Genomic DNA, 19,816 nt, shown 5'->3' on the forward strand with positions numbered 1-19,816 from the left:
CCACCACGCTCTTGGATTCGTTGACTTCCCCATGACCTGACGGCACAACCTGCCTATCACCATGTCATTGGGGGAGTTTTCCATGAAGAAAATCTATGCCAATGCCGCCGAGGCGCTCGACGGAGTGCTCTCGGACGGCATGATGATCGCCGCAGGTGGGTTCGGCCTGTGCGGCATTCCCGAACTGCTGCTTGAGGCAATCAAGGACTCGGACGCTCAGGACCTGACCTTTGCCTCGAACAACGCGGGCGTTGATGATTTCGGCATCGGCATCCTGTTGCAGACCAAGCAGGTCAAGAAGATGATCAGCTCTTACGTCGGTGAAAACGCCGAGTTCATGCGTCAGTATCTGGCTGGTGAGCTTGAACTGGAGTTCAACCCGCAAGGAACCTTGGCCGAGCGGATGCGCGCCGGAGGCGCGGGCATCCCAGGTTTCTATACCAAAACAGGCGTGGGTACCGTGATCGCCGAAGGCAAGGAACACAAGGACTTCAACGGCGAGACATACATAATGGAAGAAGGCATCTTTGCCGATCTCGCCATCGTCAAAGCATGGAAAGCTGACGACACAGGCAATCTGATCTTCCGCAAGACCGCCCGCAACTTCAACGTGCCCGCCGCGACCTGCGGCAAGATTTGCATCGCCGAGGTTGAAGAGATCGTCCCCCGCGGCTCGCTTGACCCCGACGCGATCCATCTGCCCGGCATCTACGTGCATCGCATCATTCAGGGCGAGCACGAAAAGCGCATCGAACAGCGCACCACCCGCAAGAAGGAGGACGCATAATGCCTTGGGACCGCAATCAGATGGCCGCCCGCGCGGCGCAAGAGCTGGACGACGGCATGTATGTGAACCTCGGCATCGGGATTCCGACGCTGGTGGCGAACTATGTGGGTGACAAGGACATCACCCTGCAATCCGAAAACGGCATGCTGGGCATGGGCCCCTTCCCGTTCGAAGGAGAGGAAGACCCTGACCTGATCAACGCGGGTAAGCAGACAATCACCGAATTGTCTCGCACTGCTTATTTCGACAGCGCGACCTCATTCGCCATGATCCGCGGCGGCAAGATTGCAGCGGCAATTCTGGGCGCGATGGAAGTGGACGAAGAAGGCGATCTGGCCAATTGGATGATCCCCGGCGTGCTGGTCAAAGGCATGGGCGGCGCGATGGATCTTGTGGCCGGTGTAGGCCGCGTGATTGTTGTAATGGATCACACCAACAAGCACGGCAAATCCAAGCTGTTGAAGAAATGCACCCTGCCGCTGACCGGCAAACAGGTGGTGGATCGCATCATCACAAATCTGGGCGTTCTGGACGTGGTCGAAGGTGGCCTTAAGATCGTCGAACTGGCCGAGGGCGTGACCGAAGACGAAATTCGCGCCGCCACCGAAGCCAAGCTTGTCAACTGATCGATACGACCGAAAAGGCCCGCCAGAACAGGCGGGCCTTTTTCAGTTCAGGGTTTGGAACACGCACCCGTCGGAAATCAGTTCAGGCGGTGTTGAGCACAGTGCCTTGGCAATCTGAAACGCCGCAAGAACCTTGGGCACATAGTCCCGCGTTTCGGCATAGGGCGGCACACCACCATGTTTGCGCACCGCCCCCTCGCCCGCGTTATATCCCGCCAGCACCAGAATCGGGTCGTTACCAAACTCTCCCATCAGCCAGTTGAGATATTTTACCCCGCCCGAAATGTTCTGAGACGGCTCGAAACTGTCCTTAACACCAAAGCGGCGGGCTGTGGCGGGCATCAACTGCATCAAACCTTGTGCCCCGGCCGAGCTGACCGCGTCTGCACGGCCTGCAGATTCAACGGAAATTACAGCAAGCACCAATGCTGGCGAGACATTTGTTCCCACGGTCGAACGCAGAATCTCGATCCCTTGCTTCTGGGCTATGTTCTGAAGAGTTTGCAGCCGGGGCGACGCGACATTGGTCGCAGCCAACGCGTTCATCGCGGCACGAAGGCGACCAGCGCTACTTTCAGCCAGCGCTGGCGATATCTTGTCCCAGAACGCCTTATAGGAACCAACCGGTTTATTCTGCGGCCCAGACCCCGGCACGCTCGGGGGAACAACCTTAGTGCGAGCCACAATTTCAGGAATGACGATTTCGGCCCCGGTACTGGGCGCAAAAGGTGCTGCAGCGTGTTCTTCGGGCGAAATCTGAACAGTCACTTTAGGTCGTGAACCCGGTTTAGGGGGTTTCACTCTTTTGTAAACGCCCCTGGGCTCAATCTCGTTTGCAACGGCAGGCAAAGTTCCTGCAATCAACAATACAGCCATGCCCACGCAGGTCATTGCGACCCGAAGTTTCATTTTACCTGCCTCATGCTTTTTCTTTTGAGCGATTTGAAACGCAAATGCCTTTGCAAAGCCAGAGAAACGCAGCGAAATGGGGCGATTTCGCCTCATTTGGCGCAATTTTGCATCGGCTTCACCAGATACCCCTAGCTCTCTCTATTTTTTATTTGTTTGTTTTCTGAAGCTTAGGAGAATTCACTTCAAAAAGTTAAGCCAAAATGAAAAAAAATGTTGTTTGGCCCAATTCCTGCCACGCCTGACAGGCAAACATAATGACATACCGAGACGGTCGGGAGCGGACTGAGAGAGAAAGCTCTGTAGCACGCCGAGGTTTAATTAGCTTTTGATCCTTTAGGAGGGACGTAAAATGATCAAGTTCATCAAGAACTTCCGCAAAGACGAAGACGGCGCAGTAACTGTTGACTGGGTTGTTCTGACCGCAGCTATCGTTGGTCTGGCCGCAGTTGCTTACTCGGCAATTGGCGATGGCACCAGCAGCATTGCTGACGCGGTTGGCTCGACACTGAGCAACGCATCAGTATCCAGCACGCTGAACCTGCCTAACTAAGCTCTCTGATTGAGCCAAAAATTTTATAGTGGGGCCTTGCCTGTTTCGGCATGGCCCTTTTTTTAAACTCTCGTCATCTGGTGTTCATATGAAGAACAGAAGCAGAGATTTCATAGAGAATGAAGATGGAGCTGTGACAGTTGATTGGGTTGTCCTAACTGCTGCAATCGCATTTATGGGCAGTGTCGTAGCTCTATACATAGCCGAGCCTGTCAAGGGAATTGATGCAAAAAGCGGCCAAGCTCTTTCTGGCGTTGCAACCCAAGTTGGCGGAATGGAAGTCAAAGTCCAGTTCGGCGATCCGCCGTCCTGACTAATCTGAGTTCAGGTTGATCTGATAGCCACGGATCAGAACAAAATCACGCATTGTCCCCCTTTTCGACACAATTCGCATTTATGACGGGGCAATTGATGCCGTAGTCAGTGCGGCACTGAACAAGAAAACAGTATGAGGGGACGCGAATGCGTGCAGTATTTGGACTTGTCCTGATAGTCGGGGTGGCTTTGGCCGGAGGAGCCGTTTATTTGGCGCGCGACTACATCGCACAGCACCAGGATCAGCTCGCCCGAGAACGTCAGGCTACAAAGGACGCTTTGGCTAGTGTCAAAACGATTGCAACCGTTGAGGTCATTGTTTCAAACCGGACACTAAAATACGGAGAGCGTTTAACTTCCGAAGATGTTCGGACTGTAAGCTGGCCTGAAGGTGCAATTCCTGAAGGTACATTTGCTGGCCTGACAGAGTTGTTTCCTGAAGACGCCAAAGGGGACCGATTCGTCCTCAGAGCCATGGAAAAAGACGAAGCGATTCTTGGGGTGAAAGTCACCAATCCTGGGGAGACCGCCGGGCTGATTTCGCGCATCGAAAAAGGCAAACGCGCATTTGCCTTCCGAGTTGACGTTGCTTCCGGCGTTTCGGGCTTTCTGCGCCCTGGGGACCATGTAGACGTATACTGGACGGGTTCCGTCAGCGGCAACTATGAAGGCGGCGGCGGCGAAATTACACGCCTCATCCAAACAAATATTGAGCTTATTGCGGTCGACCAGACTGCTGGATCTGACATAACCGGTGCTACAATCGCGCGCACGGTGACTGTCGCCGCAACGCCCGAGGAAATCGCTGCTTTGGCGCAAGCACAAAACACAGGACGCATGTCGTTGGCTTTGGTCGGAGCACAGGATGACACCGAGATCAGCGCGGTCGAAGTGAACCAGGAAAAACTGCTTGGGCTGAAACAGACGGCCCCGGCCCCTGTTGCCGTCCAAAAGAGAGTTTGCACAGTCAAAAAGCGGAGCGGTGCGGAAATTGTCGAAGAGGAAATTCCCTGCACAAACTGACGCTAAATCAGCGCCTTAACAAAACGAGCCGCGCCAAGTGCGCGGCTTTCTTTGTTTTGAATGTTGCGCAATCCCCACATAAGGAAACCTCCGGAAACCATTGATTATTGCAATAAAATCGTAATTCGCGCAGGGTTATTCCACATAGGGCAAAGTGCCTAAAAAAACGAGGCGTGATCGGAGAGGCAGGTCACATGAAAATATATTCCTGGATCAGCGCAACCCTTCTTGGGTTGGCGCTTGTAGTTAGTCCGGTCGGTCAATCGGCCTGGGCGGAAACTTTACGCGTGGTAAAGAACGGTACAGCGGAAACGCTTGACGTTCCCATGAACCGTGCAATTGTTGTCGAAAGCGAAGAGCCGTTTGCGGAACTCAGCATCGCAAATGCTGGCATCGCCGACATTTCGTCGCTTTCAGACCGCACGATTTATGTTCTGGGTAAGGCACCGGGCCTGACCACACTGACATTGTTTGACGGCGCAGGCAATTTGCTGGCGAACGTCAGGGTTCGCGTTTCACCGGATGTATCCGAATTTAAAGAGCGCCTGCGGCAGATTTTGCCGGCTGAGCCGATTGAAGTGCGTACGGCGAATGATGGCATCGTCCTATCGGGTACCGTGTCCAGCAGTGCGAAACTGGCCCGAGCTTTGGAACTGGCCGAGCGTTACGCGCCCGAGCGAGTTTCGAACCTGATGTCGGTCGGCGGTGTACAGCAGGTGATGCTGAAAGTCCGCTTTGCTGAGATGAGCCGGTCTGTAGCCAAAAGCCTGACCGCATCTCTGGGTTTTGGCGGTAGCGATGTGACCGGTGGTTTCAACACACTGAACAATGCGGGTGCGTTGGCCAATGCCCTTAACAATAACATACCGATCCAGCAAACCAATACGGGTGCAATCCTGTTTGGATTTGGTGCCGGCTCCACACAGGTTCGCCTGCTGCTTGAGGCACTGGAAGCCAAAGGTCTTGCGCGTAGCCTCGCAGAACCCAACCTGTCCGCCCTTTCGGGTCAGGAAGCCGAATTCCTTGCAGGTGGCCAAGTCCCGATCCCGGTTCCCGCTGACGATGGCAACATTGCAATTGAATACCGAAACTTTGGTGTCCAGGTTCTGTTTACGCCGCGTGTCGTAGACGGCGATCTGATCAACCTCGAGATGGGAGCATCCGTCTCCACTATCGACAGCAGCTCTGACTTTACAATTGCAGGCAACAACGTGCCGACCTTTATCGCTCGGCAGACCAAAACAACAGTTGAACTGCGTGATGGTGAAAGCTTTGCGATTGCTGGCCTGATACAGGATGACTTTACCGACCTTAATAGCCAGATCCCCTGGATCGGTGATGTGCCGGTACTGGGTGCATTGTTCCGCAGCGCTGAGTACCAACGCCAGCAAACCGAACTGGTTATCATCGTCACTGCGCATCTTGTATCGCCGACTCGTGGTGAAGCACTAGCGTTGCCGACAGATCGCGTCAAGCCGCCCAGCGAGTTTGATCTGTTCATCAACGGTAGAACCGCGCGCACTGAGCGTGCGGGAGCCGGAGGCGCATCCGAAGTCGCCAAGCAGGACTTTGGCAGCTCTTACGGCTACGTGCTGGATTGATAGGAGGATAGGACCAATGAAGAAGTGTATTATCGTCGCACTGGGTCTTTCAGTCGCTGTCACCGCTTGTACGCGTGAGGCCGGATACGAAGTTGATCAAGGGGCGTTCGGAAATGCGACATTGAACAACGTCCAAGTCATGAACGGCGAACTGACCTATGCCCAGATACTGGGACAGCGGTTTGCAGCTGAAGTTCCGACTCAGATCAACTTTGCCTTTGATAGCGCCCAGTTGGACGCGTCAGCTCAGCGTATCTTGCTGCGGCAAGCCGATTGGATCAAGCAGTTCCCTGAAGCAAGGTTCCGCGTATACGGTCATACTGATGCCGTTGGCTCAACCGGCTACAACAAAGCCTTGGGTCAACGACGCGCCAATGCAGCTGTTGCGTTCCTGACGCGGCAAGGGATTTCTCGCTCACGCCTCGAGGCAGTAGTTTCGTTTGGCAAGTCGCGCCCGCTGATCGACACACCGAACCGGGATCGCCGCAACCGCCGAACCGTGACCGAGGTGTCTGGCTTTGTGGATCGTGCGCCACAGCTTCTGGACGGCAAGTACGCAGAAGTGATCTATCGCGAGTATGTTGATAGCGCGACTAGGGAAAGCTACATCCAGAGCGAAGATACCACTACCGGTGGCGAAGAATAATCCCTAGGGAATGGGCGACATCGTCGCCCATTTCCCAACAATTGGTTCTTTTGCGCCCAAATGTTGCCAAAGTTCCAAGCCAAATTTTCTACAATTAGGTGACCTACGGCCCCAATTGGCCGCAACGGGACGACAGCGAACCAGAAAGAGCCTCCGAGCTCATCCGGTCCGCCAGCTCTCGCAACAAGGATTGTGTTTATGACGAGCGCTACGCCACAAAACGAAAATGCCATCCTGGCTTGTACGATCAGCCGAGATGTCCAGAATTTCGATCTTTTGATCGAAGATATGGAAGCGGCCCTGGGTGAGCGCTGGGGCGATCTTGGATTTGCAGAAGCACTGGCATTTTTCAGCCAACCTGATGCTGATTCACTCGAATTCGTGGCATTGGCAATTGATGGCGAAGATGAAGACAACCTGTCGCTGATGGGCGAGATCATCACCCGCGCCAAAGAAAAGAAGATCAAGATTGTTCTCATTGCAGAAGATGTTACCCCGGCCTCACTGCATCAGCTGTTGCGTAAAGGCGCCGACGAATTTGTCCCCTACCCCTTGCCCGAAGGTGAACTGCAAGAAGCAATTGACCGGATGAACCAACCCGATCCGGTTGTGGTACAGCAAGCCGCCACTCCGATGGCGCAAGGTGAATCCAAAGAAGGCGCTCTTTTTGTTGTACACGGATTGGCTGGTGGTGTGGGCTCGACCACCATGGCGGTCAATCTGGCTTGGGAATTGGCAACCGTATCCGACAAGGACGCACCGTCTGTCTGCCTACTGGATCTCGACCTGCAATTTGGCACAGTTTCAACCTATCTGGACTTGCCGCGCCGTGAAACCGTGTTCGAGATGCTATCGGACACCTCGTCCATGGACGACGACGTGTTCTCGCAAGCACTTCAAAGCTACGAAGACAAGTTAGAAGTTTTGACAGCACCGTCCGACATGGTACCGCTTGACTTGATCACGCCCGAAGACATTGATCGTGTCATCGAAACAGCACGGCGCCACTTTGACTATGTGATTGTGGATATGCCTTCGACCTTGGTCCAATGGTCAGAAACCATTCTTCAAACGGCACATGTGTATTTTGCGTTGATTGAGCTGGATATGCGCTCGGCCCAAAACGCTTTGCGCCTGAAACGTGCTTTGCAGGCAGAGGAACTGCCGTTCAACAAGTTGCGCTTCGCTCTGAACCGGGCACCGAAATTCACTGATCTGAATGGCAAAAGCCGGGTCAAACGGATGGGCGAAAGCTTAGGAATTTCCATTGACCTGCAACTGCCTGACGGTGGCAAGCCAGTCATGCAAAGCGGCGACCACGGACAGCCACTGGCCAGTGCGGCGGCGAAAAACCCACTGCGTCGGGAAATCGCAAAACTTGCGAAATCTCTTCACAGCCTGAGCAACAACGACGCTGAAGCCGCGTAAACTATACTAAAGGGAGAGAGCCGCCTTGTTTTCACGTTACAAGAAACAGCCCGAAGCACAGCCGGTTCAAACTCCGGCCGCAAAGCCTGCGCCAGTCGCAGAAAAGGCTCCGACGTCCAATGCGGTCGCCAGGCGCCCCTTACAAAAGAAAGCGGCAGAACCGGTAGGTTCTGATCGCGAACGCAAGCGCAAGGAGCGCTTGGGTGAAATCAAGATCGAATTACATCGGGAATTGCTGGAAAACCTGAACCTGGCAGCGCTTGAAAACGCAGGCGAGGCTGAACTGCGCGCGGAAATCAGCGCGATCGCCAGCGAGGTTTTGGAAACCCGAAATATTGTTCTGAACCGCGAAGATCGCTCGCAGTTGAACAAGGAACTCTACGACGAAGTTACCGGTCTCGGCCCGCTTGAGGCCCTGCTACAAGATGATTCAGTTAACGATATTCTGGTCAATGGCCCGCAGCAGATTTTTGTGGAACGCGACGGTAGACTGGAAATCAGCGACATTACATTCAAGGACGAAAAGCACCTGATGCGGATCATCGACAAGATCGTGTCCGCAGTGGGCCGTCGTGTCGATGAATCAAACCCCTATGTTGACGCCCGTCTGGCAGATGGCTCGCGTTTCAACGCGATGGTGCCACCAATTGCGGTGGACGGGTCGTTGGTTTCTATTCGTAAGTTCAAAAAGGACAAGCTGGGAATCGACGATCTGGTCAATTTCGGCGCCTTTACCGAAGAGATGGCCGCCTATCTTCAGGCCGCAGTGTCGACCCGTCTGAACATCATCGTCTCAGGCGGTACGGGTTCCGGTAAAACGACAACTCTGAACGCCTTGTCCAGCTTTATCGACGACGCTGAGCGCATCCTGACCATCGAGGATACGGCGGAACTTCAATTGCAGCAGACCCATGTAGGCCGGATGGAAAGCCGCCCGCCCAACGTGGAAGGCAAAGGTGAGGTCAGCCCGCGTGACTGTCTGAAAAACGCTCTGCGTATGCGCCCTGACCGCATCATCGTAGGTGAGACGCGTGGCGCCGAGGTTATTGACATGCTGCAGGCTATGAACACTGGCCACGATGGATCAATGACCACGATCCACGCCAACTCGGCCCGCGATGGCATCTCGCGTCTGGAAAACATGATCGCGATGGCTGGGATCGAGATGCCGATCAAAGCCGTTCGCAGCCAGATCTCAAGCGCTGTGAACCTGATCGTGCAGGCCAGCCGCTTGCAGGATGGATCGCGTCGGATGACCTCGATAACCGAGATTACCGGCATGGAAGGCGACGTGATCTCGATGCAGGAAATCTTTAAATTTCAACGCGTTGGATTGACGCCAGACAATAAGATCATCGGCCACTTCACCGCAACCGGCGTGCGCAGCCACTATTCCGAGCGCTTCCGCCTATGGGGTTTTGACCTGCCCGCTTCGATCTATGAACCAACGACTATGTAGGAGATCTGAATATGCAACTGCCTGTTGAGGCGATCATATATGTCGTGATCTTCGCTGCGGTGTTCGCACTGGTCGAAGGTATCTATCTGGTAGCATTTGGCAAATCTATCAGCCTGAACAGCCGCGTGAACCGGCGTCTCGATATGCTGGATAAAGGCGTCGGACGAGAGCAGGTTCTGGAACAGCTGCGCAAAGAGATGCAGCAGCATATGAAATCTCAGAGCATTCCACTCTATTCTTTGTTGGCCGATAAGGCGCAAAAGGCGGCTATCGCCTTCTCACCGCGGCAACTGATCTTGGTCATGGCCTTGGTGTCTTGCTTTGCCTTTGTGGGCCTAAGCGTCGGCACCGCCACGGAAATGGTGTTGCGTGTTGCGCTGTCTATTTTGATTGGTGTTGGCGGGGTTTACACGTGGGTGAGCCGCAAGGCCAATAAACGCATGAGCATGATGGAAGAGCAGCTTCCCGATGCGGTGGAATTGATGGTCCGCTCATTGCGTGTAGGCAATCCGTTTGTGTCCTCGGTACAGATTGTCGCCAACGAGGTGCAGGACCCTCTTGGCACGGAATTTGGTGTTATTGCTGACGAATGCGCCTATGGGCGTGACGTGGGCGAAGCGCTAAAAGATCTGGCCGAGCGGCTGGACATGCAGGACCTTCGCTTCTTGGCCGTTGCCGTTGGCATCCAACAGCAATCAGGCGGCAACCTCGCAGAAATTCTGGCTGGCCTGGCGCAGGTGATCCGTGCTCGGTTCCGCCTGTTCCGCCGCGTAAAAGCGATCACTGCCGAAGCGCAATGGTCCGGCAGGTTTCTGTCTGGCTTCCCACTGTTTTGTCTGGTGTTCATTCTTGTGACGGACCCCGGATATTATGATGACGTGCTGGATCACGCCTTGTTTATCCCTGCCTGTTTCTTCGTTGGCATCATGCTGACGCTGAACCTGGTCGTGATGCGCGTCCTTACCAACATTAAGGTCTGAGGTCTGTGCCATGGAATTTCTGAACCCACTCAACGACCTGATCAAACAGCATTTGGGCGAATTCGGTCCGCTTATCATCCTGGGAATTCTCGGGGTGTTGATGATCGTGATTGCAGTTTCCTTGATGCTGAAACAGCCAGAGGACCCGCTGAAAAAGCTCCAACGTGCAAACTCTGCGCCCAAGGTCGACAAGAAGGCAAAAAAGGACAAACTCCGTCATGCCAGTCGCAACGAGCAACTGCAGAAGTTCGCCACATTTCTTGAACCTCAAAACGAAGAGGAACTGTCGGCAATCCAGCTCAAGCTGCGGCAAGCCGGTTATCACTCAAAAGATGCGGTGCGTTTCTTTCACTTTGCCCAATTTGCTTTGGGGATCGTTGGCATCTTGATTGGCGTCCTGCTGGTTACGGTGCTGTCTGGCGGTCAAGAGTTCACACCTGCGCAGATGGGAACCCGCGTCATAATTCCAGTGGTTGCCGGGTACTTCTTACCCCGATACTGGATCACTCGTCGCGTCGAAGAACGGCATGAGGCAATCACAGCGGGCTTTCCCGACACGCTAGACCTAATGCTGGTCTGCGTTGAAGCCGGTCAGTCGCTCGATCAGGCTATCGTTCGAGTTGCAAAAGAGATGAGCACTTCCTACCCAGAGATCGCGCAAGAATTCGAGGTTGTTGCCTATGAATTGAAGGCTGGCAAAGACAAGGACACGGTTCTTCGCGACTTTGGAACGCGGTGTGGTGTTCAAGACGTCAGCGCATTCGTGACCGTTATGATCCAGTCTGCAACATTCGGCACCTCAATCGCCGAAGCGCTGCGGGTCTATGCGAGTGAAATGCGCGACAAACGCGTCATGCGGGCCGAAGAGGCTGCGAACAAGTTGCCAACAAAGATGACACTTGCCACAATGATCCTGACGGTTCCGCCTTTGCTGGTCATTCTGGTCGGACCTTCGGCGAAAGGAATCTCAGAACTTGGGAAATAGGCTGGCGGCCGATAACGGAATGATATCAAGAAACAAACGCGCCCCTTTCGGAAAACGCCGCGTACTAAAGGCCGCCATGGTAATCGCCATGGTGGCCTCTTGTACTGACACGGGCCTGAACAATGACCTTGACGCGCCTGGGATAGACCCCAAGGGCCAAAGCGAAGACGAAATAACGGTTGGGAATCGGTTAATGGCAGCCGGCGAATTTGAACTTGCGCTGGATTCATTCTCGCGCGCTGCCTTGGATCAGGGCATGACCACGCAGATACTTACGTCCATGGGCACAGCGAACCTTGGTCTCAGACGTTTGGGACAGGCCGAAACTCTGCTGCGCCGGGCGGTCCAGGATAATCCTGATTGGCCCGTCGCCTGGAACAATCTGGGGGTCGTTTTGATGGAATTGGGCGAATACCCTGAGGCCGCACAAGTCTTCAAACGCGCCTATGCGCTGGACAATGGCGAAAGTGACGCAATCCGAGACAATCTGCGCTTAGCACTCGCAAAAATGGAAAATCCTGTTAATACTACCGCTCAAGAACAAGAATTTACGCTGGAGCAGCAAGGCGACGGTCAATTCAAGCTGCGCAAGCTCCCGTGACACAGGCAAGAGCAGTAAAGGACGCAAAAAATGCGCCAACATTTCTTGATTGCGCCAATCGCTATGTGCGGGTTGATACTGTCTGCCTGCGAAAAAGAGACCGAAGAAGAAAAGGTCGAACGCACGTATCAGGAAGTCAACGTTATTGACGAGACCAACCTGAACGAGGTCCTGCTAACCGCCGCAGATCCGAACGAAGCAGTCACCTACTTTCAAGGCGCCGCCGCCAAAAATCCGGGCCGGATTGACCTTCAGCGCGGGCTGGCGATTTCTCTGACCCGGGCGAAACGAACGACCGAGGCCGTCGCCGCCTGGAAAAAAGTGACGACGATGAAGGGAACATTGAATATCGACAAAGTCGAATATGCCGATGCCCTCGTGCGTGCTGGAAATTGGGGACAAGCCCGGTCGGTCCTGAATAGCATTCCGCCAACCTATGAAACCTTCAAGCGCTATCGCCTTGAAGCTGTCGTCGCCGATTCCACGCAGGATTGGAAACGGGCTGATCATTTCTATGAAACTGCGGTTGGTCTGACGACACGTCCCGGTGGCGTCATGAACAATTGGGGTTATTCCAAGTTGACCCGCGGCCAGTATTCCGAGGCTGAACGTCTGTTCACCGAGGCGATCCGCCAGGACAAATCTCTCTTTACCGCCAAAAATAATTTGGTTTTGGCTAGGGCGGCTCAGGGTAACTACAGCATGCCTGTTGTGCCAATGACGCAGGTTGAACGCGCCATGCTTCTGAATACAATGGGAATTTCCGCGGTCAAACAAGGTGACGTCACAACGGCGAAGAATCTGTTTCGTGAGGCTATCGCGACCCACCCGCAGCATTTTGATGAGGCCGTCCGCTCGCTCCGCGCGCTAGAAGGTGCCTGATTGATGGACATTCCCGCGCAAGCTGCGCTGTGGTTCTTGCCGTTTGTTCTGCCAATCTGTTTTTACGTGGCATTCACCGATTTGCGGGACATGCTGATCAAGAATCACGCCGTTGTTGCGCTTAGCCTTGTCTTTGTCGTAGTCGGCCTGCTTGTTTTGCCCCCTTGGGCGACAGACTGGACAGCGGCAGCTGTTGGGCCACTGTCCCTATCACTGCCGCCCTATGTCTGGCATTTGCTTCATATCGTTGTCATCCTGATCTTTGGCATTTTGCTTAACGCAGCCGGCGTGATGGGGGCTGGTGATGCAAAGTTCCTGGCGGCCGCGTCTCCGTTCGTCTGGTCAGGTGACTGGAGGCTGATCTTTGTCATCCTCGCGACAACAACGCTGGCAGCCTATGTCACGCACCGATTGGTCAAGAAAACGCCGCTGCGAAATATTGCGCCGGACTGGGAAAGTTGGAACAGAACCAAACATTTTCCTATGGGATTCCCACTGGGGGGAACCTTGGCCATCTATCTGATCTTAGGCACTGTTTACGGCTCGTAAACTATCATTAACCCGCCTTGCCGCTGCCATGGTACTGCCACAAAGCCCCGCCAAATTTCACTGAGTTAGCCCTGCTGGGGGCTTTTGGCGTGAATACTGGATAGACGGGCAACGCTCATGAATATGCAGACTACATCAGTTATGGCTCCCCCTGCCCCGAAGGGTTTGGGAGAAATGAAACTGCCCATCGTCATGATGCGTGACATCATGCTGAAAACGATCTTCCGCAAAAACGTCGATACTGTTTCTGAAATCGCTCAGGCAATTTGCCTACCCGGTTCCGTTACCCAAGAGCTGATCGACATGGCCCGCGAGCAGAAGCTGATCGAGGCCACAGGTACATTGAACGCCAACAGCGGCAACGAAATGGGTTACCAGTTAACGGACGCGGGCAAGGCCCGCGCGCTGGACGCGCTCAGCCAGTCTGAATATTTCGGCGCCATGCCCGTGCCGCTGGATGTTTACCGCGAACAGGTTAAGCGCCAGTCGATCCGCAACATTCAGGTGACCCGCGATCAGTTGGTTGGCGCCATGGGTCATCTGGTTCTGCCCGATAGCCTTCTGGATCATTTGGGTCCGGCGGTGAGCGCGGGCCGTTCGATCCTGATGTACGGCCCTCCGGGTAATGGTAAGTCGTCCATCTCGAACGGGATCAGGGACGCGCTGGGGGACAATGTTTATGTCCCTTATGCTATCGAATATGCCGGTCAGGTGATCACAGTCTATGACCCGATCGTTCACACCGCGATCGAACAGGAACCCGACGACCCCAACAGCCTGCGCCGCCTCAAGCGGTTCGATTCGCGCTATGTTCAATGCGAACGCCCGACCGTGGTGACGGGTGGTGAATTGTCGCTGAGCATGCTGGATCTGGTCTACAACCCCACGGCGCGGACCTATCAGGCGCCTTTGCAGTTGAAATCGACCGGCGGCATCTTCATCGTTGACGACCTTGGACGTCAGCAGGAACCACCGCAGGCGCTGATCAACCGCTGGATTGTTCCCTTGGAAGAAAGCAAGGACATCCTCGGCCTTCAATCGGGTGAAAAATTCGAAGTACCTTTTGACACGCTGGTCATCTTCTCGACCAACTTCCACCCGAACGAAATCTTCGACCAAGCGGCCCTGCGCCGGATCTTCTTCAAGATCAAGATCGACGGACCGAACCAGGAAAACTTCCTGAAAATCTTTGCCATGGTGGCCCGCAAACGCGGCATGCCGCTGGACGAGGCTGCCTTGGTCCATCTGCTGAAGGTCAAATACCCGACCATCAACAATATCTATGCGAACTATCAGCCGATCTTCCTGATCGACCAGATGATCTCGATCTGCGAGTTCGAGGGCATCCCCTATCAGATGAGCCCCGACCTGATCGACCGGGCGTGGTCCAACATGTTCGTCAAAGACGAGAAAATCGTCAAATAACTCCGTGCCAATCTCCTGACGGGCCGTTTAATCTGCGCGCATGACGCAGATTCCCGCCCGGATCACAGATTGGTTTGCCGCCAAGGGTTGGTCCGTCCACCCTCATCAACAAGACATGTTCGACCGGGCGTCAGACCCGGCCACTTTGCTGATCGCTCCGACCGGTGGCGGCAAGACCATGGCCGGTTTTCTGCCCACTCTGGCGGAACTGGCCGAGCAGGACCATGCGGGCCTACACACCATCTACGTCTCGCCGCTCAAGGCTCTGGCTGCCGACATTCGCCGCAACCTTCGCGGCCCAGCAGATGAGATCGGCCTGCCCATTCGGATTGAGGACCGCACCGGCGACACCTCGGCCACCCAAAAGAAACGGCAACGCGTGGACCCTCCGCATATTCTGCTGACCACGCCGGAAAGTCTTGCCCTGCTGACGTCTTACGAGGACGCCCCGCGGATGTTTTCAGGTGTTCAACGCGTTATCATCGATGAAATCCATGCACTGGCAGAAAGCAAGCGGGGCGATCAACTGATGCTGGCCCTCGCACGGCTGCAATCCCTATGCCCCGATCTGCGCCGTGTTGGGTTGTCGGCCACAGTCGAAGACCCCGAGGCCATCGCGCGTTTTCTGGCAAGGCATCCCGACCCGTGTCAGATCGTGCAAGCGGACCCTGGCCCCGACCCAGATATCCGAATGCTGGAAACGCAGGAAATGCCACCGTGGTCAGGTGGCGGCGCAGCCTACGCGATCCCGGCCGTGTTGGAGAAGATCAAGCAACACAAAACCACGTTGATCTTTCACAATACCCGCGCGCAGGCCGAAATTTTCTTTCATAATCTCTGGCTGGCCAACGACGACGGTCTGCCTATCGGCATCCACCACGGCAGTCTGGATCGACAGCAGCGCGAACGGGTCGAGGCAGCTATGGTGCGAGGGGACCTGCGCGCCATTGTCTGTACTGGTTCTCTGGATCTGGGGATTGACTGGGGCGATGTGGATCTGGTGATACAGATCGGCGCGCCCAAGAACGTCAAACGGCTGGTGCAGCGGATCGGGCGTGCCAATCACCGCTACAATGCGCCCTCCAAGGCCCTTCTGGTGCCTGCAAACAGATTTGAGGTCGTCGAATGCGTCGCAGCACTTGAGGCCGCCAAAGCGCATGATCTGGACGGAGAGCCGCGCGGCCCCGGCCCCCGAGACGTCTTGTGCCAACATATCCTGATCGCTGCTGCGGCTGGGCCATTCGACGCACACACTCTGTTTGCGGAAATGACCGCCGCCGGACCTTATGCAGATCTGCCCCGCACAGAATTCGACGCTTGTCTGGAGTACTGCGCGACCGGAGGCTACGCCCTGCGTGCCTATGACCGCTGGCAGCGTTTGCAACAACGTCCCGACGGTCAGTGGCAGCTACGCGACCCACGCGCGGCACAGCGCATCCGAATGAACCTCGGCACCATACAGGACACTGACACGCTGAAAGTGCGCCTGAAACGTAATCGCGGTGGCAAACCACTGGGCGAGGTCGAAGAGGCTTTTGCCGCCTCGCTCACCCAGGGCGATACGTTCCTGATCGGCGGACAGATCGTGCGGTATGAGGGGCTACGCGAGATGGTGGTCGAGGTTAGCCGCCGCGCAGATCGAAAACCGAAAGTGGCGGTGTTCTCGGGCACGAAATTCGCCACTTCAACGCAACTGAGCGACCGTATCCTGCGCATGTTCTCGCAACCCGACTGGCCGCAACTGCCCGCCCACACGGCCGACTGGCTGGCCCTGCAGCGCGACATGTCCCGCCTGCCCCAACGCGACCGGCTGCTGATCGAGAGCTTTCCCAACGACGGGCGCGAGAACCTGTGTGTTTACGGTTTCGCCGGTCGCAACGCGCAACAAACGCTGGGCCTGCTGCTGACCAAGCGGATGGAAGAAACCGGCTTGGCTCCGCTGGGTTTCGTTGCAACCGACTATGCCACTCTGATCTGGGGGTTGGATGCAGTGACCGATCCCCGCCCGCTATTTCAACTGGACGCCCTGCGAGACGGGCTTGAGACATGGCTGGCCGGAAACGCGGTGATGAAGCGGACATTCCGCGCCTCGGCCACTATCGCTGGCCTGATCGAGCGTAATACCGGCGGACAGCGCAAAAGCGGGCGTCAGGCAACGTTTTCGTCGGATATTCTTTATGACACCTTGCTGAAATACGACCCGGATCACCTACTCATGCAAATCACCCGAGAAGAGGCGATGCGGGGGCTGGTTGATTTTGGTCGAATCGAAGCAATGATCGCCCGTATCGGTGACCGGATTGACCTTCTGCGTCTGGACCGGGTTTCCCCTCTGGCCGCGCCGCTCTTTCTTGAAGTTGGTAAGGTTCCGGTGAAAGGAGCAGCCGAGGAACGCCTTCTGGCCGAGGAAAGCGCCCGCCTGTTACAAGCTGCGGGCCTAGACCCCAACTGATACCCCTTGCGCGACAGCACGAAACGCGCAAAGAACGGATCATGAACGAAGTAACGTTTACTTTCGCGGGGCAAACCCTCAGCGCGTTGGGATCCGGTGCCTTATGGTGGCCGGATCAGCGACTTCTTTGCGTTTCAGACCTGCATCTAGGCAAGTCCGAACGCATCGCGCGCTTGGGCGGCCCGACCTTGCCGCCCTATGACGGTCAAGAGACCCTGACCCGCCTGACTGCCGATATGACCGCGACAAATCCCGGCACTGTGATTTGTCTGGGGGACAGTTTCGACGATCTGGATGCCTCTGTGGCGATGGACACGACCGAAAAGCGCGACATCATGGCTCTGCAAGCCGGTCGCCGGTGGGTTTGGATCGAAGGCAACCACGATCCCGGCCCTATTGATCTGGGGGGCTCGCATCTATCGGAATGCAAAATTGGCCCCCTGACCTTTCGCCATATCGCTGAAGAACAAGCGCAAGCCGAAGTTTCGGGCCACTATCATCCCAAAGCCGGGCTAAGGACGCGCGGTCGCGCGATTACCCGCCCGGCGTTCCTTGTGGATCAAACACGGCTGATCCTACCTGCCTATGGCACATATACTGGCGGGATGCGATGTTCGGATCATGTGTTGGATACCCTTATGGAAAAGCAGGCTTTGGCGATACTGACGGGCCCGCAGCCTCGGATCATCCCAATGCCGCGGTAGCGAACATCAGAGTACCCCGTCCTGTTCCAATTGGGGTTTGTATTTTCGGCTGACCGGAACCAGATCGCTGTTCTTCAATCGCAGGAAGATCTTACCGTCCTTCCTTTGGGTCCCAACTATGGCATCATCAGCCACCCAGTGCGACCTGTGCGTGCTGTGTCCCGGAACCGGCTCCATTTCAGCTATTGCGTCGGTAAACCTTGATCGGATGGTGAATGTGCCCTCGGATGTCACCACATCGACGGCGTGGTCCCGAACAGCAAGCCGGTAAACTTCGCCCGCAAACGAACCCGGCAGGCGATTTGCCAAACGCGGAGCCGAAGGCGAAGCTGTTTCCTGCGTCGGGACGACCTGACTATGGCCTCGAACCAGTACCAACCCGGTGGCGAATAGCGCACCATATGGCGCCACTGACAAAAGGCCCGGTGCCTGTTGCCCACCTACAGTGATCAACAGGACCGACATGAGCCAGAGGGGCGGTACAAACAACGCCAGAATGACGACTACCAAGGCAACGTCGCGCCAGGAAAAATGCGTATCGGGAAAAAAACGCCGCACCAAATACCGCGCAACCCATGTCACACATAACGCCAGTCCCATCACTCCGATCCAGAACGCCAACCTTTGATCATAGGTTAAATAGAGATCAGGAAAGGGTTGGAAAGCACATGCCAGCAACGGCGGGAAAGCAACGCCCGCGATTACTCGACGCAAGGAGAGCGCGGACAGAATTGGGCTTGATATGGCTGTCATACTCACTCAGTGAATGGTCGGCGGTGCCCAGCCCAAAACCCGACGACCTGCAACAAAATCACGTAACCGGCTGGAATAATTTATTTATCACCGAATTCAAATACTTCAAACCCCAGCGATTCAAACTTAATGCGATCTTCATGAAGAAAAGGCCGAAGAGTGTTTCCACTCTCCGGCCTCGATAGTCAGCGACGCTATCTGCCAATCAGGCGGTCAGACCTTCTGGCTCTGGCAGACCATTTGCACGGCAGCAGGCGGTCAGAGTATTAGCCAGCAGGCAGGCAATCGTCATCGGACCGACGCCGCCAGGAACCGGGGTGATCGCGCCCGCACGCTCAGCCGCGCTGGCGTAGTCGACGTCACCGACCAGCTTGTTCTTACCGTCGCGTTCAATCCGGTTGATGCCTACGTCGATCACGGTGGCGCCTTCCTTGATCCAGTCGCCCGGCACCATTTCGGGCCGTCCAACAGCAGCGACAACGATGTCGGCGCGGCGCACGACGTCCGGCAGGTCTTTGGTGCGCGAATGCGCGATGGTCACGGTGCAGCTATCGCCCAGCAGCAATTGCGCCATCGGTTTGCCAACGATGTTGGAACGACCGATCACAACTGCATCCATACCCGACAACGAGCCGTGGTAGTCGCGCAGCATCATCAGGCAACCCAGCGGAGTGCAAGGCACCATGGACTTCTGACCGGTGCCCAGCAGACCCACGTTTGAGATGTGGAAGCCGTCGACATCCTTGGCCGGGTCAATCGAGTTGATCACCAGATCTTCGTTCAGATGCTTGGGCAGCGGCAGCTGCACAAGAATGCCATGTACAGCCGGATCGTTGTTCAGCTTGTCGATCAGCGCCAGCAGGTCCTCTTCTGAAGTCTCAACGTCCAGCTTGTGCTCGTACGAGTTCATGCCGACCTCGACGGTCTGCTTGCCCTTCGAGCGGACATAGACCTGGCTGGCCGGGTCCTCGCCCACCAAAACCACGGCGAGACCTGGGGTGATGCCGTTTTCCTCTTTCAGCTTTGCAACCTGATCGGCCACCTGAGCACGAACCTTGGCCGCAAAAGCCTTACCGTCGATAACCTGCGCTACCATCCTTTGATCCCTTCTTTCAAAAACGGATCGGGCGCACAAAGC

20 protein-coding genes are annotated in these 19,816 nt (G+C 55.6%); 17 read left to right on the plus strand and 3 right to left on the minus strand.

Annotated elements, in window-relative coordinates:
* Window positions 1–82: 82 nt before the first annotated feature.
* The gene (locus tag ACR0LN_RS06465) at window positions 83–787 is read left to right on the plus strand and encodes a CoA transferase subunit A (protein ID WP_480428509.1); all 705 of its coding nucleotides are present in this window, start codon (window positions 83–85) and stop codon (window positions 785–787) included.
* The gene (locus tag ACR0LN_RS06470; RefSeq protein ID WP_480428510.1) at window positions 787–1,413 is read left to right on the plus strand and encodes a CoA transferase subunit B; all 627 of its coding nucleotides are present in this window, start codon (window positions 787–789) and stop codon (window positions 1,411–1,413) included. The genes ACR0LN_RS06465 and ACR0LN_RS06470 overlap by 1 nt, the downstream gene beginning before the upstream one ends.
* Before the next feature lie 42 nt (window positions 1,414–1,455).
* Here ACR0LN_RS06470 and ACR0LN_RS06475 read toward each other — a convergent pair whose 3' ends face one another.
* Window positions 1,456–2,322 carry a lytic transglycosylase domain-containing protein gene (locus ACR0LN_RS06475; protein ID WP_480428512.1) on the minus strand — a complete coding sequence of 289 codons (867 nt, stop codon included), beginning with the start codon at window positions 2,320–2,322 and terminating at the stop codon, window positions 1,456–1,458.
* A gap of 352 nt (window positions 2,323–2,674) precedes the next feature.
* On the opposite strand from ACR0LN_RS06475, the gene ACR0LN_RS06480 reads away from it, so the two are divergent.
* From ACR0LN_RS06480 to pdeM, 15 genes are all read left to right on the plus strand, one after another.
* Complete coding sequence (locus tag ACR0LN_RS06480; protein WP_480428513.1) at window positions 2,675–2,875, plus strand: Flp family type IVb pilin; 201 nt, start codon at window positions 2,675–2,677, stop codon at window positions 2,873–2,875.
* 88 nt (window positions 2,876–2,963) lie between these two features.
* Window positions 2,964–3,188 carry a hypothetical protein gene (locus ACR0LN_RS06485; protein WP_480428514.1) on the plus strand — a complete coding sequence of 75 codons (225 nt, stop codon included), beginning with the start codon at window positions 2,964–2,966 and terminating at the stop codon, window positions 3,186–3,188.
* Between the two features lie 149 nt (window positions 3,189–3,337).
* Complete coding sequence (cpaB, locus tag ACR0LN_RS06490; protein ID WP_480428515.1) at window positions 3,338–4,213, plus strand: Flp pilus assembly protein CpaB; 876 nt, start codon at window positions 3,338–3,340, stop codon at window positions 4,211–4,213.
* 194 nt (window positions 4,214–4,407) lie between these two features.
* A complete protein-coding gene (locus ACR0LN_RS06495) occupies window positions 4,408–5,814 on the plus strand; it encodes a type II and III secretion system protein family protein (protein ID WP_480428516.1) in 1,407 nt (468 codons plus the stop codon).
* Window positions 5,815–5,830: 16 nt separating this feature from the next.
* On the plus strand, window positions 5,831–6,460 hold the full coding sequence (locus tag ACR0LN_RS06500) for an OmpA family protein (RefSeq protein WP_480428517.1): 630 nt from the start codon (window positions 5,831–5,833) through the stop codon (window positions 6,458–6,460).
* A 198-nt stretch (window positions 6,461–6,658) separates the two neighbouring features.
* The gene (locus tag ACR0LN_RS06505; protein ID WP_480428518.1) at window positions 6,659–7,888 is read left to right on the plus strand and encodes a CpaE/TadZ family protein; all 1,230 of its coding nucleotides are present in this window, start codon (window positions 6,659–6,661) and stop codon (window positions 7,886–7,888) included.
* A 25-nt stretch (window positions 7,889–7,913) separates the two neighbouring features.
* Window positions 7,914–9,347, plus strand: a complete 1,434-nt coding sequence (locus ACR0LN_RS06510; protein WP_480428519.1) for a TadA family conjugal transfer-associated ATPase — start codon at window positions 7,914–7,916, stop codon at window positions 9,345–9,347.
* Window positions 9,348–9,358: 11 nt separating this feature from the next.
* Window positions 9,359–10,327: a type II secretion system F family protein gene (locus tag ACR0LN_RS06515; protein WP_480428521.1), complete on the plus strand. Its 969-nt coding sequence runs from the start codon at window positions 9,359–9,361 to the stop codon at window positions 10,325–10,327.
* Between the two features lie 10 nt (window positions 10,328–10,337).
* The gene (locus ACR0LN_RS06520; RefSeq protein ID WP_480428522.1) at window positions 10,338–11,312 is read left to right on the plus strand and encodes a type II secretion system F family protein; all 975 of its coding nucleotides are present in this window, start codon (window positions 10,338–10,340) and stop codon (window positions 11,310–11,312) included.
* A 19-nt stretch (window positions 11,313–11,331) separates the two neighbouring features.
* The gene (locus tag ACR0LN_RS06525; protein WP_480428523.1) at window positions 11,332–11,913 is read left to right on the plus strand and encodes a tetratricopeptide repeat protein; all 582 of its coding nucleotides are present in this window, start codon (window positions 11,332–11,334) and stop codon (window positions 11,911–11,913) included.
* Between the two features lie 30 nt (window positions 11,914–11,943).
* Entirely contained in the window at window positions 11,944–12,795 is an 852-nt protein-coding gene (locus ACR0LN_RS06530; protein WP_480428524.1) for a tetratricopeptide repeat protein, read from the plus strand.
* Between the two features lie 3 nt (window positions 12,796–12,798).
* The gene (locus tag ACR0LN_RS06535; protein ID WP_480428525.1) at window positions 12,799–13,344 is read left to right on the plus strand and encodes a prepilin peptidase; all 546 of its coding nucleotides are present in this window, start codon (window positions 12,799–12,801) and stop codon (window positions 13,342–13,344) included.
* Between the two features lie 117 nt (window positions 13,345–13,461).
* The gene (locus ACR0LN_RS06540; RefSeq protein WP_480428526.1) at window positions 13,462–14,769 is read left to right on the plus strand and encodes an ATPase; all 1,308 of its coding nucleotides are present in this window, start codon (window positions 13,462–13,464) and stop codon (window positions 14,767–14,769) included.
* Window positions 14,770–14,809: 40 nt separating this feature from the next.
* On the plus strand, window positions 14,810–17,221 hold the full coding sequence (locus ACR0LN_RS06545; protein ID WP_480428527.1) for a ligase-associated DNA damage response DEXH box helicase: 2,412 nt from the start codon (window positions 14,810–14,812) through the stop codon (window positions 17,219–17,221).
* Between the two features lie 41 nt (window positions 17,222–17,262).
* Window positions 17,263–17,925, plus strand: a complete 663-nt coding sequence (gene pdeM / locus ACR0LN_RS06550) for a ligase-associated DNA damage response endonuclease PdeM (protein WP_480428528.1) — start codon at window positions 17,263–17,265, stop codon at window positions 17,923–17,925.
* A 6-nt stretch (window positions 17,926–17,931) separates the two neighbouring features.
* Here the strand turns inward: pdeM and ACR0LN_RS06555 are convergent, their stop codons facing one another.
* Window positions 17,932–18,678: a LytTR family DNA-binding domain-containing protein gene (locus ACR0LN_RS06555; RefSeq protein ID WP_480428529.1), complete on the minus strand. Its 747-nt coding sequence runs from the start codon at window positions 18,676–18,678 to the stop codon at window positions 17,932–17,934.
* 205 nt (window positions 18,679–18,883) lie between these two features.
* Window positions 18,884–19,774, minus strand: coding sequence for a bifunctional methylenetetrahydrofolate dehydrogenase/methenyltetrahydrofolate cyclohydrolase FolD (gene folD / locus ACR0LN_RS06560; RefSeq protein WP_480428530.1), 891 nt, complete (start codon window positions 19,772–19,774; stop codon window positions 18,884–18,886).
* Between the last annotated feature and the right edge of the window lie 42 nt (window positions 19,775–19,816).

The organism is Ruegeria sp. AA6, assembly GCF_056542865.1.